The sequence below is a fragment of the Hymenobacter sp. UV11 genome (genome assembly GCF_004684095.1).
Taxonomy (GTDB): Bacteria; Bacteroidota; Bacteroidia; order Cytophagales; family Hymenobacteraceae; genus Hymenobacter.
In genome coordinates, this window is the sequence record NZ_SRII01000002.1 from 92003 (window position 1) to 107517 (window position 15515).

At 62.2% G+C, this 15515-nt stretch carries 15 protein-coding genes; 10 read left to right on the plus strand and 5 right to left on the minus strand.

Annotation, left to right across the window (positions count from 1 at the left end; all coding sequences use genetic code 11):
- The first annotated feature begins 5 nt into the window (after window positions 1-5).
- The 3 genes from E4631_RS02995 to E4631_RS03005 all read left to right on the plus strand — a co-directional run bounded on the left by E4631_RS02995 (window position 6) and on the right by E4631_RS03005 (window position 4525).
- Window positions 6-1481 carry a D-alanyl-D-alanine carboxypeptidase gene (locus tag E4631_RS02995; RefSeq protein WP_133657478.1) on the plus strand — a complete coding sequence of 492 codons (1476 nt, stop codon included), beginning with the start codon at window positions 6-8 and terminating at the stop codon, window positions 1479-1481.
- Between the two features lie 613 nt (window positions 1482-2094).
- Window positions 2095-3936 (plus strand): VCBS repeat-containing protein, encoded by a 1842-nt coding sequence (locus E4631_RS03000; protein WP_133657477.1) that lies wholly within the window; start codon window positions 2095-2097, stop codon window positions 3934-3936.
- A gap of 226 nt (window positions 3937-4162) precedes the next feature.
- A complete protein-coding gene (locus E4631_RS03005) occupies window positions 4163-4525 on the plus strand; it encodes a hypothetical protein (RefSeq protein ID WP_133657476.1) in 363 nt (120 codons plus the stop codon).
- On the opposite strand, the gene E4631_RS03010 is transcribed toward E4631_RS03005, so the two are convergent.
- The 3 genes from E4631_RS03010 to serA form a co-directional block, all read right to left on the minus strand.
- A complete protein-coding gene (locus tag E4631_RS03010; RefSeq protein WP_133657475.1) occupies window positions 4522-4944 on the minus strand; it encodes a PIN domain-containing protein in 423 nt (140 codons plus the stop codon). The two genes, E4631_RS03005 and E4631_RS03010, sit on opposite strands and share 4 nt — an antisense overlap.
- Window positions 4941-5204, minus strand: coding sequence for a DUF6364 family protein (locus E4631_RS03015; RefSeq protein ID WP_133657474.1), 264 nt, complete (start codon window positions 5202-5204; stop codon window positions 4941-4943). The genes E4631_RS03010 and E4631_RS03015 overlap by 4 nt, the downstream gene beginning before the upstream one ends.
- Before the next feature lie 63 nt (window positions 5205-5267).
- Window positions 5268-7169 carry a phosphoglycerate dehydrogenase gene (serA, locus tag E4631_RS03020; protein WP_133657473.1) on the minus strand — a complete coding sequence of 634 codons (1902 nt, stop codon included), beginning with the start codon at window positions 7167-7169 and terminating at the stop codon, window positions 5268-5270.
- 57 nt (window positions 7170-7226) lie between these two features.
- Between serA and E4631_RS03025 the strand changes: the two genes are divergently transcribed.
- Together E4631_RS03025 and E4631_RS03030 are read left to right on the plus strand one after the other, a co-directional pair.
- On the plus strand, window positions 7227-7856 hold the full coding sequence (locus E4631_RS03025) for a hypothetical protein (protein WP_133657472.1): 630 nt from the start codon (window positions 7227-7229) through the stop codon (window positions 7854-7856).
- A gap of 177 nt (window positions 7857-8033) precedes the next feature.
- A complete protein-coding gene (locus E4631_RS03030; RefSeq protein ID WP_133657471.1) occupies window positions 8034-8654 on the plus strand; it encodes an FMN-dependent NADH-azoreductase in 621 nt (206 codons plus the stop codon).
- A 114-nt stretch (window positions 8655-8768) separates the two neighbouring features.
- Here the strand turns inward: E4631_RS03030 and E4631_RS03035 are convergent, their stop codons facing one another.
- Window positions 8769-9674, minus strand: a complete 906-nt coding sequence (locus tag E4631_RS03035) for an NAD(P)-dependent oxidoreductase (RefSeq protein ID WP_133657470.1) — start codon at window positions 9672-9674, stop codon at window positions 8769-8771.
- Window positions 9675-9891: 217 nt separating this feature from the next.
- Between E4631_RS03035 and E4631_RS03040 the strand changes: the two genes are divergently transcribed.
- Complete coding sequence (locus tag E4631_RS03040; RefSeq protein WP_133657469.1) at window positions 9892-10881, plus strand: transglutaminase-like domain-containing protein; 990 nt, start codon at window positions 9892-9894, stop codon at window positions 10879-10881.
- Between the two features lie 94 nt (window positions 10882-10975).
- Here the strand turns inward: E4631_RS03040 and E4631_RS03045 are convergent, their stop codons facing one another.
- Window positions 10976-11638: a Dps family protein gene (locus tag E4631_RS03045; protein ID WP_133657468.1), complete on the minus strand. Its 663-nt coding sequence runs from the start codon at window positions 11636-11638 to the stop codon at window positions 10976-10978.
- A gap of 274 nt (window positions 11639-11912) precedes the next feature.
- Between E4631_RS03045 and E4631_RS03050 the strand changes: the two genes are divergently transcribed.
- The 4 genes from E4631_RS03050 to E4631_RS03065 all read left to right on the plus strand — a co-directional run bounded on the left by E4631_RS03050 (window position 11913) and on the right by E4631_RS03065 (window position 15494).
- Window positions 11913-12587: a response regulator transcription factor gene (locus tag E4631_RS03050; protein WP_133657467.1), complete on the plus strand. Its 675-nt coding sequence runs from the start codon at window positions 11913-11915 to the stop codon at window positions 12585-12587.
- Complete coding sequence (locus tag E4631_RS03055) at window positions 12588-13967, plus strand: HAMP domain-containing sensor histidine kinase (protein WP_133657466.1); 1380 nt, start codon at window positions 12588-12590, stop codon at window positions 13965-13967.
- Window positions 13968-14043: 76 nt separating this feature from the next.
- On the plus strand, window positions 14044-14868 hold the full coding sequence (locus tag E4631_RS03060; RefSeq protein WP_133657465.1) for a helix-turn-helix domain-containing protein: 825 nt from the start codon (window positions 14044-14046) through the stop codon (window positions 14866-14868).
- Window positions 14869-14942: 74 nt separating this feature from the next.
- Window positions 14943-15494, plus strand: coding sequence for an SgcJ/EcaC family oxidoreductase (locus E4631_RS03065; protein ID WP_133657464.1), 552 nt, complete (start codon window positions 14943-14945; stop codon window positions 15492-15494).
- Window positions 15495-15515: the final 21 nt, after the last annotated feature.

Here is a 15515-nt window from a genome sequence, read left to right on the forward strand (position 1 = left end):
TGCCCATGCTACCCTCTGTTTCTGCTATTCGCGCGGCGCAGCGCTACGCCAGTCTGCTGGCGCTGCTGAGCCTCGTTTTTACCACTGCCTGCGGGCAAACTACTACCCCCACAACTGCCTTGCCGCCGGCTGTAGTAGTCGATTCGGCCACTGGCCGCATCGACATGCCCTGGCTGCGCCAGCGCCTCGATAGCAGCGCTGCGCTGCGCCGCCACCAGGTGGGCGTGGCCCTGGCCGACGCCACCACCGGCGAGCCGCTGTTTGGCTACAACGAGGCGCGCTACTTCACCCCTGCCAGCACCATGAAGCTGCTGAGCCTGGCTGGTGGACTAGCGCTGCTCGGCGACTCGCTGCCCAGCCTGCGCTACTTCTCGCGGGGCGACACCTTGTTCTTTCAGGGCACCGGCGACCCCACTTTTTTGCACGGCGACGTGCCCTCGCGGCGGGCCTACGCTTTTCTGGCCAATCGGCCCGAGAAAGTGCTGGCTTACTGTGATATTGCCTGCGTGCCCACCTACGGCCCAAGCTGGTCCTGGGACGATTTTGGCTACTATTTCCAGCCCGAGCGCACGGCGTTTCCGGTGTATGGCAACACGGTGCGCTTCTACGGGCTGGTGCCGCAAGTGGTGCGCGCCCGGCCGGGCGCGGCAGTGCGGATGCTGCCGCAGCACGTGCGGGTAGTGCCGCGCAGCTTCGCGCCGCTGACCGAGCGGGCAGGGGAGGATTTTCGCCTCTCGCCCGATCAGGACGACGAGGAGCACGTGTACCGCGCGCCGCTCGAAAATCGCTTTACCTACGTCCCTACCCCCAAAAAGTGGGTCGATGAGGTGCCCTACCGCACCAGCCGCACGCTGCTGCTGCGCCTGCTCGGCGATACGTTGCGCCGGGCCATTGTGGGCGTGCCGTGGCGCCCGCGCCCTAACCAAGACGGCGTGGCCACGCTGCGCGGGATGCGCGCCGACTCGCTCTACCGCCGCATGCTGCGCGTGAGCGACAATTTCCTGGCCGAGCAGCTGCTGCTCATGGCCAGTACGCAAGTCGGCTACCGCGACTCGCTGAGCGGGCCGCGGGCCATTCGCTTTCTGCTCAAAAACCAGCTGAAGGGCTTGCCTGACCGGCCCGACTGGGTTGATGGCTCGGGCCTGTCGCGCCTCAACCTGCTCACGCCGCGCACCCTCACGGCGCTGCTGGTGCGGCTGCACCAACAAGTGCCCGAGCGCCGCCTGCTGAGCCTGCTGGCGGCCGGCGGCGGCCAGGGCACGCTGCGCAAGCGCTACTTCGAGCCCGGCCCGCCCAAGGTGACGTGGTTTTGGGGTAAAACCGGCACGCTCACCCACACCTGCAACTTGGCGGGCTACGTCCGCTGCAAAAGCGGCCGGCTGGTGGCCGTCACGTTCTTCAACAACGGCATTCCCGGCGACGACCAGCGCACCCGCAACACCATGCAGTGGATACTAAGCGAGGTACGCACGCGGCTCTAGGAGGGGGGTAGGGCCGAGGCTCTGACCACCTAGAGCAATTTCCAGGTTGGTCTACCCGCTCCGGTCCGACGGCGGAGCCGTCCGACCGGTTGTCGGGTGCGCCTTCTGGTCAGGCGTTCAGTCCTCGTTCCTGCAACAACCGGTCGGACGGCTCCGCCGTCGGACCGGCGCATGTACCCGAACCTACACCGCCTTGGGAACTGCTCTAGAAGCAGCCGCGCCCGCGTGTAAGAATGTAGCTTAAGTTCCCTTATGGCAGTGGGAGGGAGGAGGCTCCGCTGGCGTGTAGCTTGCCTGCTCTCTAAGCTGAGGCTTTAGCGGTAATCAGAACGTATCAGATAGCATTTGATTGGGCTAAATGCTATATTTTATCTGATAATATAAGGCTGAAATACCCAGCAGAAACCACTTCGGAATACTGTAAAATGCATAGTAGTGCGCAAAAAGCGCGATTTCGTAGCGCGTTGGATGCCGAGCGCATTATTTAACCTGGGCTTTACATTCATTCGCATAGTGAAACTATAAACTGGACGAAAGAGAGGCATCTGGCTGCGCTGCGAAGGGGAAATTTGTAGTGTTATCAGCACTCAACCTTCTTCTGCGCTTCTACTTTATGTTGCTCTCTACCAAATATTCACCTGCCAAAATGTTCAGGTTTTTAGCTTTCGCTACCGGGGTAGCGCTGCCGCTGGCTACGCTGGCCCAAACCATTACCAATTTCACGCCGGCTACGGGTCCGGTCGGCACCTCGATTACCATCACGGGCACCGGTCTTGCCGGGGCAAAGTCGGTGCTGCTCAATGGTCAATCGCTGAAACTGGGTATCAATACGGGTGTATCGTTGCAAGTGACGGTACCCGTAGCCGCCAGCACCGGCAAGCTGGTGCTCACTACGGCCACGGGCAACGTGCTATCGGCCACGCAGTTTGGCGTGACGCGCAGCACCTCGGGCACCACCTTTCCGCAGCAAACCACGAAGGGCGCCTCGTTTAGCTCTATTAAAGTAACTGCTGCCAGCAATTCGGCCGTGACGGCTGCCTACGGTGCGGTGTACTACTCGACCCCCACCATTGCCGACCTGACTAACACCAACCGCACCGACCTGCTGATTGGCAATGCCAACGGCAATGTGGAGTACTGGAAGCAGACCACTGTAAACGGCACGGCTTTTACCAAAATTGGCAACTTGCAGGCAGGTGGCGTAGATATTCGGGTGACCAACTTCGCCAAGCCGACCGTGGCCGACATCGACGGCGACGGCTTGCTGGATATGCTGGTAGGCACCGGTAGTGACAAGCACATTGCCCGCTTCGAGCAAACGGCCGCTGGGGCCACCACGTTTACTTCGCTTGGCAACCTAAAACTGACCTCGGGCGCCGACCTGTTGACGGGTGGCAACTTCCCCCGCCCGGCCATTACCGACCTGAACGGTGATGGCAAGCTTGACCTGCTGATTGGCGACTACTCGGGCCTGATGAAGCGCTACGAGGCCAGCGCCGTGAACGCCGCCACCTTTACTGCCGACGCCGGCAACGTGCAGGTCGACGGGGTCGATATCAAAGCCGATGGCGCGACCGCGAATGGTACCTCCAAGCCGCTGATTTTTGACATGGATGGTAATGGGCTGCTGGACATGGTGATGGGCACGCAGCTCGGGGCCATTATCCGCTACGAGCAGTCGGCGCGCTACGCCCTGACGTTCACCAGCAAAGGCAACCTGACTACTGACGGCACCACGGCCATCAACATGGGTACCACGGGCAACAACGAGGGTGGCTTCGCGGCGCCCATCATCACCGACATCAACAACGACGGTCGCCTCGACATGCTGATTGGCGACACCAACGGCTCGATTTACCTCTACACCCAGGCCCAGCAGGCGGCCCTCGTGGCCTCGCCGCTGCCGGTGGTGCTCACCGCCTTTACTGGCCAGGCTACCAGCGCCGGCAACCAACTGCGCTGGGCCACGGCCACCGAACAAAACAGCCGCAGCTTCGAAGTAGAGCGCTCGGCCGATGGCAACACCTTCGCGCCGCTTGGCAGCATAGCCGCCGCCGGCACCACCACCAGCGCCCGCACCTACCAGTACCTCGACGCCGCCGCCCCGGCCGGCCTCAGCTACTACCGCCTGCGCCAGGTAGACCTCGACGGCACCGTGGCCTACTCGCCCGTGGTGGTGCTCACCGCCACCCGCCTTGCCGTGGCGGCCCAGGCCCTGGCCTACCCCTCGCCTTTTGCCGAAACGCTGAGCGTAGCCCTGCCCGGTGCCGAGGCTAGCCAGCCGGCTACCATCGCCCTGCTCACCCTCGATGGCCGCACCGTGTACAGCCGCGCCGTGGAGCTGGGCGCTACCCCCCAGGCGCTGGCCGAACTGCCTGCCCTGGCCCCCGGCCTCTACCTGCTGCGCACCACTACCGCCGCTGGCACCACCACCCAGCGCCTCAGCCACAACTAATTAACAGTACCCGCTCTCCGCTTTCTATCAGCTTATCTAGCTAAACAAAAGGCCGACTCGCAGTGCAGCGGGCCGGCCTTTGAGCGTGGGGTAGGGCGATGAATCCGTTTTCTATCCGGGGTGCTTTACGACGCGCAGAGCCTGCGTACTGCCTGGGCCGCGCCGCGAGGCCGTGCTAAGCGCCTGCTTCTACCTTTGCAGTTCCTCCCACATTAGCCGAGCTGCTATGCCTACCCCCCGCCCGCGCCAGCTGCGCCGCGACAAAACCCTTTTTTCCCTAGCCATGAACACCATTCGGCTGCACCTGGAAGAAGACGACCGCCTGGCTCAGCAGCCGCAGCTGCGCGAAGCTCCGGACGCCGACCTGCTGCTCATTCAGCAGAGCATCGACCAGTGGGTGGGCCTGGCCACCGGCTACGTGATGCGCAAGTTTCGGTGCCCGGCCGCGCAGAGCATGGAATTGCTAGGCGAGCTGCTGGCCGACCTGAAAAGCGGTATCCCCGTGTCTGAGCTGCGGCAAGTGCCTTATCAGCACGCACTGAGTCTGCCGCCTGAGCTGGCCGCCAGTCAGTCGCCAGTGGCCGACTAGCGCCCTACCCGTGCCAACGCCTCCGGGGGTGTCAGCACGGGTAGGGCGCCACTTGCGAAACCCTTTGGGTCGCGAGTGACGATGGCCTCGATGACTGGCTCTTCGGCCAGGACGGCAAAATATTGCAGCGCGTCTTCAAAATCAGTGAAGGAAGAACGCAAGGCATCGTTGACGTTACGCGAGTCAACCGCAATGATTGTCACGATGTCAGCGATTTCAATAAGCAAATCCTGCGCTTGGGAAGACCCAACTACCTTGCGGAGGACGTAATGGGCTTGGCTAAAAGATAGACTGCTGCAATAGAGCCCGATGGTGCGGTCCTCCGCCAGTTGGAATAATTCTGCGGCAGCAAATGCAAAAGGAGCACGGTGCATTAAAAAATCCAGCAGCACATTCGTGTCTACAAAAAAATGCCTCATATCCCGTAACGCTCCCGCATTGCCTCATCCAACACTTTCTTATAGTCAAAATCAGCGGGCACCTTCACTGCGCCAAACAGGCGCTGAATGCGGGGCGATAAAGGCCGCGCCGGTTGGTCGGCCGGCGCATCGGTAGCCGGCTGCATAGCTTCTGCCAGCAGCTGCGCTACCCAGGCGTTCAATTCCTGCCCATTCCGGCGGGCGTACTCCTGGGCGGCCTGCAACAAGTTGTCGTCGAGCGTGATAGTGAGCTGGGACATGGCAGTAAGTTAAATGACAACAGGAAGATAACGACCAGCGCCGCCCAAGAGTTTGCCCCGCGGCTAGTACAGCACCCGAAACTTGATGGTGTGCTCGACCTCGCGCAGGGCCTGAATCACGTCCTGGTCGTATTCGCGGTTGATGTCCGTAATCACGTAGCCGATGTGCTCGTTGGTTTTGAGGTACTGGCCCAGGATGTTGACGTGGTGCGTGGCCAGCACGTTGTTGATGTTGGCCAGCACGCCGGGCACGTTGGCGTGGATGTGAATGAGGCGGTGCGCCTGCTGCACCGGCAGCTGAATGTTGGGGAAGTTGACGCTCTGCTGCGTGTTGCCGGTGTTGATGTACTCCATAATGCGCTCGGGCACAAACTCGGCGATGTTGCGCTGAGCCTCGGCCGTGCTACCCCCGATGTGGGGGGTAAGGAGCACGTTGGGCAGGCCACGCAGCTCGCTCTCGAAGCTCTCGGCGTTGGTTTTGGGCTCGTGGGGAAACACGTCGATGGCCGCGCCGCCGAGCTGGCCGCTGCGCAGGGCGGCGGCCAGGGCGGGCACGTCTACCACGTGGCCGCGGGCGTTGTTGATAAACAGCGCGCCGGGCTTCATCAAGGCAAATTCCTTGGCGCCGAAGAAGTCCTGGTTTTCGGGGCGGCCGTCGATGTGCAGCGTCACGATGTCGGCCAGGGGTAGCATCTCCTCCAGGGTCTTAACCTTCACCGCGTTGCCGAGCTGGAGCTTTTCAGCCATGTCGTAGTAAATGACCTTTAGGCCCACGGCCTCGGCCACCACCGAGAGCTGCGCCCCGATGTTGCCGTAGCCAATGATACCCAGCGTCTTGCCCCGAATCTCGAACGAGCCGTTCGACGACTTGTCCCACTCGCCGGCGTGCATCTTGGGGTTTTTCTCCGGAATGCGGCGGGCCAGCATAATCAGCTCGGCCAGCGTCAGCTCCACCACCGAGCGGGTATTGCTGAAGGGCGCGTTGAACACGGCTACCCCCTTTTTCATGGCCGCCGGCAGGTCAATCTGGTTGGTGCCGATGCAGAAGGCGCCGATGCCGATGAGGCGGTTGGCCGCGTCGAGCACGCGCTGGGTCACGTGCGTTTTCGACCGGATGCCGAGGATGCTCACGCCTTCGATGCGGGCCACTAGCTCGTCTTCGTCGAGGGCACCTTTCACTTGCTCCACCTGGTAGCCTTCCTGGCGGAAGAGCTCGGCGGCGCGGGCGTCGGGGTTTTCCAGCAGCAGCACCTTGATGCGGTTCTTGGGATACGAAAGAGTCATCGGTAATTTCAGTTGGTATAAAAACTCGTCAAAAGTGGGCAGCACCTCATCGGCGTGGGCTACCACGCTGGGGCGGCTCACGTTTTCGGTGTAGGCGTAGAAGCGGTGGGCCAGGCCGGCTTCCCGAATCTGGTAGTCGGTGTAGCCGTCGCCGAGCACGTACACTGGCCCGTCGAGGTCGAGCAGCACGAGCTGGCGAATCTTGCCGCCGTCGCGGCTCAGCACGTTCTGCGGGTCGCAGCCCGTGATGTTGCCCTCGGCATCGTAGGTGAACGTATTGGCCAGCACGTGGCTGGCCGGAATGCCAAACTCGGCCACTACCGGCTCAATAAACTCCCGAAAGCCGCTGCTCACCACGTAGATGCGGTCGGCAAAGCGCCGGAAGAAGTCGCCGTTGCGCCGGATGCTGGCGCTCACCTTGGTTTGCAGGTGCGCCACCAGCGGGGCCAGGTGCCGCCGGTTGGCCCCCAGCAGCGCCAGCCGCTGGCGCAGCGACTCCTGAAAGCCGATTTCGCCGGCCATGCCGCGGTCGGTGAGGGCCTTGATTTGGGCCACGCGCGCGGCCCGGTCGGGCTGGCCTTGCAAGGCAATGTCGGCCAGCTCATCAAGCCCTTCGACTTGCGTAAACGTGGAGTCGAAGTCGAAAACGAGGTAGGGGAGGAGCGGGGCAGCGTCGGGCATGGGCGCAAAGATGCGGCCGCTAGTATCTTGCCCAGGTACTTAACTGCCAATTAATTTATGAAAACCGGCTTGCTGCTACTCGTTGCGCTGCTTGGCGGGGGTAGGGCCGGCGCCCCGCCCGCCGTGCGCGTCACGTTCAGCCCGCTAACGAAAGCAGCGTACCTGGCGGCGGCAAAAAGCTGCGTCGAAACCAAGCCGCGCGTTACGTTTCCGCTTAAAAAGCAGCACGGGCGCATTGTCATTCCAACCGCAAAAGGACAGAAGGTTTTTCGCGACAGCAACTTGGAGGAAGATAATCCTGATTGGGAAAAGTATGAGTACGAGGGTTATTTACCGCAGGCGGGAGTGCATTTGATTTTTCATCGTCACTATGAGTGGTCGCGCATGATAGTGCTTAGCCAAAGTGGCCAGCAGTTAGTGTTTCAGGATAAGCCAGAATTTTCGCTAGACCTCACCAGCTATGTGGCTATTTCGGCAGGGCTGGAATATTGGGCAAATTCTAATTATATCCGGTTGTTCCACTTAAAGAATGGCACCTGGCGAGAGGTCTGGTCTTTAGAACCCAAAACTTGGGAGCCCTCTCAAGTATGCTGGACCTCAAATAATTCGCTCCTGCTGATTAAGAAGATGTGGGGTGGTAAGAGCCCAGGTAACACTTTCAAGTACGCCCGGCTGACACTTCAATAAGCAGCATTCAGCCACGGTGCGCCCCCAGAGCCTGCCCAGGCGTTAAGGATGGGCAGGATTTTTTTATCCGTCAAGAAACAATGTTGATACATTAGATGTATGTACATTTGAAGCGCGGTTAGCCCCGCGCCTGACCTTGTACCTACTGGCTCTTGGGCCACAACCATTGTCTTTCTCGTGAATATCCTCAACATCATTTCCAGCCCGCGCAAAGGGGCTTCGGCCAGCATTCAACTCGCCAACGGCATCATCGAAAAACTGCAGGCCGCCAATCCTGGCAGCAATGTCGTGGTGCACGACCTGGCTACCCACCCCTTCCCGCACCTGGAGGAGGCTACGTTGCAATCGTTTTTCACGCCCGCTGAAGGCCGCTCGCCCGAGCATGCTGCTGCCGTGAAGCACTCCGACGACGCCATCCAGGAAATCAAGGATGCCGACGTTATCGTGATTGGCGCGCCGCTCTACAACTTCGGTATTCCCTCCACGCTGAAGGCCTGGGTTGACCACATTGCCCGCGCCGGCGTCACGTTCAAGTACGTCGATGGTGCTCCCCAGGGCCTCATTACCGGCAAGAAAGTGTACGTGGCTATGGCCAGCGGCGGTATCTATTCCGAGGGCCCGGCGGCCGGCTACGACTTCGTAGCGCCCTACCTGAAAGCCGTGCTTGGCTTCCTGGGCATGACCGACGTAACCGTGGCCCGCGCTGAAGGCCTGTCCATTCCCGGCGTGCAGGATACGGCCGTGCAGAAAGGCCTAGACAGCGTGACGATTACCGCTAAAGAAGCTGTTATGGCTTAATTAACAGGTAGTTATTAAAAAACTTGTAGCGCAAACTTTGTAGTTCGCGTCCCCGCGCCATCAGGTTGATTCGACTGGCGCGGGGACGCGAACTACAAAGTTCGCGCTACTGTGTTAGGCCTGCCACGACTTCTTGTTGCGCCAGCTGAACTCGGGCTCGTAGCCCAGCACGCGGCGCGCCTTCTCGATGGAGAGCAGCGTTTCGTGCTCGCCCAGCTCCTTGCGCACTTCCACCTGGGGTAGGAAGTTTTTCATCAGCTCGGTCGAGGATTTTGACATCACCGTGTCGGCATTAGCAATGATGAAGGGGTGCATGCCAGTGGCCTCCCACTCGATGGCCTTGCGGATGGCCTGCGAGCCGTCGCGGGCGTCGATGTAGGCCCACATATTCCACTTGCGCTCCTCGGGGTCGTCGTCGTAGGCCGCAAATTTGGCGTAGTCCTGCGGCTCCATCACGTTCGAGAAGCGCAGGCCGATGAGCTTCATATCGGGCGTTTGGAGGACGAACTGGCGGGCCATGTCCTCCATCAGTACCTTGGCCAGGGCGTAGGCGCTCTTGGCGCGCAGCGGGTAATCCTCGTCCACGGGCGCGTAGGGCTCAGCACCGTCGAAGGGCTCGCCGAGCGTGGTTTCGCTGCTGGCCCAGATGATGTTGTGAATGCCCAGCCGCCGCCCGGCCTCAAACACGTTGTAGGTGCCCATGAGGTTGTTCTGGAACAAGTGCGCGTCGGGGTACTGGCGGGGGGTAGGGAAGGCGGCCAGGTGCACAATGGCATCAAAAGCTTGCGGCCCTACCCCGGCGTGGATATCGAAGCTCACTGAGGAGAGCGCGTCGAGCGTCTGGCCAAAGTCGGAGAGGTCGGCGATGATGTGCGGAATGCCTTTTTCGGGCGCCACCACGTCGACCACGAATACGTCGTAGCCGTGGGCCAGCAGGTCTTGCACGCACGCTTTACCGAGCTTGCCGGTGCCGCCGGTCACGAGAATGCGCTTGGCGGTTTTTTGCTTGGGAGATTTCATGAAAAGAGAGAAGTGGAAAAGGCCGGGCGGCGGCCGCCTGGCCGCCATCCGGTAGTAGTTAGGCCTAATACGGCGGGGCGGGTTTCGCCGCCGTGCATTTTTTGGGCAATGTGCCCGCTAAGCTGGTAATCAGGGCCCGCAACGGGGCGTTGTGCCGGTTGGGCCCCACTTGGGGGGTAGGGCGTAAATTTGTGATTCTTTACTAGTTCCGCCGCTTATGAAACCCCTGCTGCTCGCTGCTACGGCGCTGCTTTTCACCGCCGCCGCGCCGGCCACTACAACGGTTGCGCCGCGCAGCCGCACCTTCCAGCTCACGAGCCGGGCCACGGTGCCCGTGCCCGCGGCCGGCACCAAGGCCCTGGAGCTGTGGATGCCCGTGCCGCACAGCGACAAGAGCCAGGATGTGCACGACCTCAAGATTGAGGCCGGCGTGCCCTACACCATTGCCACCGACCAGTACGGCAACCAAACGCTGCACTTGAAGCCGGCTACCGTGCCCACGGCGCCGCTGGTGGTCACGCTCACGGCCCAGGTCACGCGCCGCGAGCACCTCAACCTGCGCGCTACCGACGACCACGCGCCCGCCGAAACTGAGGCCCAGGACCCCAATCTCAGCCGCTGGCTGGCGCCCGACCGGCTGGTGCCACTCGATTTCAAAATCAAGGCCCAGGCCCAGGACGTGGTAGACAAGGCCGGCGCCAAAACCGACCTGCAAAAGGCCCGCGCCATCTACGAGCACGTGGTGAGCACCGTCACCTACGACAAAACCGGCCAGGGCTGGGGCCGCGGCGACATCTACTACGCCTGCGACGCGCGGCGCGGCAACTGCACCGATTTTCACGCCATCGTTATCGGCTACTGCCGGGCGCTGGGCATTCCGGCGCGCTTCAGCATCGGGCTGCCGCTGCCCGCCGAGCGCGGCAAGGGTGAAATCAAGGGCTACCACTGCTGGGCCGAGTTCTTCACCAAGCAAACCGGCTGGGTACCCGTCGATGCCTCGGAAGCCGCCAAAAACCCCGATAAGCGCGCTTACTTCTTCGGCGCCCACGACGAAAACCGCGTCGAGTTTACCCGCGGCCGCGACCTCACCCTCAAGCCCAAGCAGGCTGGCGCGCCGCTCAACTACTTCGTGTACCCGTATGCCGAGGCCGACGGCCAGCCGCTCGAAGTGGCCCATACCTACACCTTTGCCGACGTGGCCCAGTAGGGGTAGGGAAGCACTGGCCACTAGCTAAAAAAGCCCGCCCGCATCACCCAAATGGGAACTGCGGGCGGGCTTTTTTAGCTAGTGGCCAGGCTGGTTATTGCTGCATCACGCGGAACTTCCACACCTGCTTGTCAAGAGCATAGCTCAACTCTTGCAGCTGGTTAGAAGTTACTTCATCCACTTTGCTCATATGCTCGATGCGCTGGCGCACGCGCTTCGCTACGGTGTTGATGCGCTCGGTCATCAAGATGAGCACTTGCTTATCGGACAGGTAGCCGCCGGGGTAGCCGCCCAGGTTGGCGGTAGCAGCTATCACGCTGGTACGGCCGTCGATGGGGTGGCCCACTTGCAGCACGCGCTCAGCCAGGATGTCGCCATACTTGCGGTACTCGTCGGCATTTTCCTGCAGCTGCTCGTGCAGCGAGAGGTAGATGGGGCCGCGCAGGTTCCAGTGGCTCTGCTTCGAATCGTGGAAAAGCTCCAGCAGCTCCACTACCGTGGCCTGCAGGTCGTCGGTGATGGGCTGGCGCTTTTCGGCCTCTACCGGAATGAGCGGGTCGGCGGCGGGGTTGCGGTAGTCGAGCTTGCCGTTGGTGTCGGCGGGCGGGTTGGCCGTGTTATCCGGAGTAGTTGCCGTTGGCGAGGTGGCCGGCATGGTCGTCGTATTGTTGTTATTTCGACGATTTTGGGCCGCCGCTTCGTGCGTGGCTGTGAGCGAGAGAATGGCCGCCGCAGCCGCCAATAGGTAAACTTTCATAAAGAGAAAAATGAGTAAACAGTAGCCGGGTGCCGGGCGGCAACCAGCCAGTATTTTTAAGATATGGTCCTTTAACGGGGGCTGTTCTTAAAGCTTTCTTAAGATAAAATTAAGGTTTACTTAAAAAGCCGACTGGTTTCGGGTTCCGCACATCTATCTGAGAGCCTAGCCGTTAGCCATTATCTGAACAGTATGGCAGGCCTTTTGGAGGCGGCTTCCTCGGCAGTTAGGCCGCGCAACTGTTTCTATCTTAATTTTCTATTCGATTTCGACGATGCACTTATTATTAATGGAAGACGAGCCGGGTATTGCCCGGTTTGTGAAGCAGGGCTTGGAGGAGGAAGGCTATACCGTGGACGTGGCCGACAACGGTCCCGACGGCCTGGCCCGCGCCCTGGCCCAGCCCTACAGCCTGCTGCTGCTCGACTGGATGCTGCCCGGCCTCACGGGCCTGGAGGTGTGCCGGCAGCTGCGCGGCCAGGGGGTAGGCGCGCCCATCATCTTCCTCACCGCCAAAGACACCGTGCCCGATACCATCGCTGGCCTGCAGGCGGGCGCCAACGACTACATCAAGAAGCCGTTTCACTTTGAAGAGTTGCTGGAGCGCATTCGGGTGCAGTTGCGGGCGGCGGGGCCGGCGGGCGGCCCCACCGAGCGGTTTTCGGTAGGCCCCATCGTGCTCGACGTGGCTACCCACCAGGTGCACAAAGACGACGAGGAAATCGCCCTGACTCAGAAAGAGTTTGCGCTGCTCGAATACCTGCTGCGCCACAAGGGCAAGGTGTGCCGCCGCCAAAGCATTATTGAAAACGTGTGGGACATCCACTTCGAGTACAACACCGGCGTGCTGGACGTGTACATGAACGCGCTGCGTAAGAAGCTGCACCTCAGCAAAGACGACGATTATTTGCAGACCATTCGCGGCATTGGCTATGTCGCCCGCGACTAAATGGGCCTGACGTTTAAGAACCGTATTGCGCTGCACTACGTGCTGGCCACGGCCGCGCTGGTGGCTGCGGCCTACCTGGTAGTATTCGGGGTGGTGCGCAACCGCGTGTACACCGACCTCGACCGCAACCTGCGCTTCGAAACCGCCAAGCACATGGGCGAGCTGCGCGTGATGGGCGGCACCCTGCGCTTTGGCAACCGCCGCGAGTGGGAAGAGCGCGAGCACTTGGAGGTGCAGGTGGACCCGGTCTTTATTCAGGTAAGTGACCTGCGCGGCCGCCTCACCGACCGCTCGCCCAACCTCAAGGCCGACCAGCTGGCTTTTGATACCACGCCGGGCGGGCAGGCGCCCCACAACTCGGCGCTACGCGGCAAAGCCCTGCGGCAGGTGCAGGTGCCGGTGCAGCAGGGCGGCGCCACGGTGGGCTACCTGCTGGCGGCCATCTCGTCGGAGGCGGCGCAGCACGTGCTCAATAGCTTGGCGATGGTGCTGCTGGGGTCGTTTCCGGTGGTGCTGCTGGCGCTGTTTGGCAGTGCGCGGGTGCTGGCGGGGCGCAGCATTGCGCCCGTGGCCCAGATTACGGCCGCCACCAACCGCATTACCCGCAGCAACCTCTCGGCGCGCGTGGCCCTACCCCCCCGCCCCGATGAGCTGCACACGCTGGCCAGCGCCATCAACGGCCTGCTGCACCGCATCGAGCAGGCCGTGGAGCGCGAAAAGCAGTTCACGGCCGATGCCTCGCACGAGCTGCGCACGCCGCTGGCTGTGCTCAAGGGCACGCTCGAAGTGCTGGTGCGCAAGCCCCGCCAGCCCGAGGAGTACGTGGCCAATATCACGCTCGGCATTCGGGAAATTGACCGCCTTTCGCAGCTCGTGGACCAGCTCTTGCTGCTGGCCCGCTTCGAGAACCACGCTAAAAGCCACAATCGCCAGGAGCTCTCGGTGCTGAGCTGCGTGCACGACGTGCTGTACCGCCGCCGCGCCGACCTCAGCGCCAAGCACATCCGGGTCGATGTGCAGGACGGCGACACCCCGCCCCTGGTATCGGACCCCTACCTGGTCGATTTGATTCTGGACAACCTGCTGTCCAACGCCATCAAGTATTCGTCGGCCGGCTCGGCCATTGTGGTGGGGCTGTCGCAGGAGGGCGCGCGGCTGCGCTGCACCATCACCGACGAGGGCATTGGCATTCGGCCCGAAGAGTTGGACCGCATTTTTGACCCGCTGTACCGCTCCGATGCGCTGCAGCACAAGCACATCGGCGGCACCGGCCTGGGCTTGTCCATCGTGGCCAAGGCCTGCCAGCAGCTGGGCATCGAGCTGACGGTGGCCAGCGAGCTGAACCGGGGCAGCACCTTCACGCTCGGCTTTCCGGCGTAGGGGGGTAGGGCGAACATAGTAGCCACCGTATTGACTGGCTGATGATTATCTTCCGGCGCACCAACTGCCTGGTCGTATGTTTTTCCGCCTCTACCCGCCGGCCGCGCCGCTGCGCCCGTTTGTGCAGCACTACCTGGTGGCCCACGTGCGCACCGCCGATGGCCTGCCGCTGCCCGCGCCCAAGCCACAGCCGCCCACGCCGCAGCAGTTTCTGTTCTTTTACCCGCGCGATGAGGTGCGCAACTTTCACTACGGGCAGGCGCGCGAGCTGCGGTCGCCGCGCAGCATTTTGGTGGGGCCGCAGGTGTCACGGGTCGACTTGAATTTTGCCGCCGACCACCTGGTGGTGTGCGTGGCGTTTCGGCCCGGCGGGCTGCACCGCCTGCTGGGTGTGCCGGTGAAAGAGCTGTTTGACTTCTCAGTGGATAGCCGCGCCGTGCTGGGCCCCGCCGTGGACGAGGTGGCCGACCGCCTGGCCGAGCTCACCGACTACGACCGCATGGTGGCCACCGTCGAAAGCTACCTGCTGCGTGCCGCCCGGCGCGCCCTACCCCCCGCCCGGCCCCTCGATGCGCTGCTGCCGCAGCTGCTGGGCGCCTGGGCCGCGCAACCCATTGAGCAGCTGGCGCACGAAGTCTGCCTCAGCCCCCGGCAGTTTGAGCGCAGCTTTATCGAGCGGGTGGGCATGGGGCCCAAGCTGCACGCCCGCATCGTGCGTTTCGACCAGGCTTTTCGGCTGAAGGAGCGGCAGCCCGCCCTCGACTGGCTGACTGTGGCCGTGCAATGCGGCTACTACGACTACCGCCACCTGGTGCGCGATTTCAAGGCCTTTGCCGGCGTGACGCCGCCGCAGCTGCTGGCCGCCGATGCCCGCCACACCCGGCTGGCGCTGGCCGGCTGAGAATGTCGGTTTTTTACTACTACGAGTGGGGGAGAGGGTAGGAGCTTTGCAGCATCATTAACCTCCCTACCCCTATGAAAACCTACTTGTTGAGCCTGAGCCTGCTGCTGGCAGCCAGCCGCGCATTTGCCCAAACCCCCGCCGCCGAAGAGGCCGCCATCCGCCAGACGGTGGCGCGCATGACCACCAATTTCACCAACCACCAGTTTGCCGATATGGCCACCTACACCACGCCCGACGTGAGCTGGGTGAACATCGTGGGCATGTGGTGGCGCGGCCGGGCGCAGGTGCAGGCCGCCCACCAGGAAATATTCGACACCCTCTTCAAGGGCGTGGCTTTCAAGCCCGGCCCGGCCACGGTGCGCCCCATCGCGCCGGGCGTGGCAGTGGTGAATATGTACTGCCACGTGGGCGCCTTCTACCCCCCCGATGGCATCGACCACGGCACCAACAAGGAGGGCGACGACGAAGACTTGCTCACGCTGGTGCTGGTGAAGCGCCAGGGCCGCTGGCTGCTGGCGGCCGGCCAAAACACCGTGGTGCGGGCCAGCGCGGCCGCCAATAACCCAATAGGCCAGGCTAGCCCGCCGCCCTTCGACCCCGCCAAAATAGCCGACCAGCACTAACTCAACCTCACGTCAAAACCT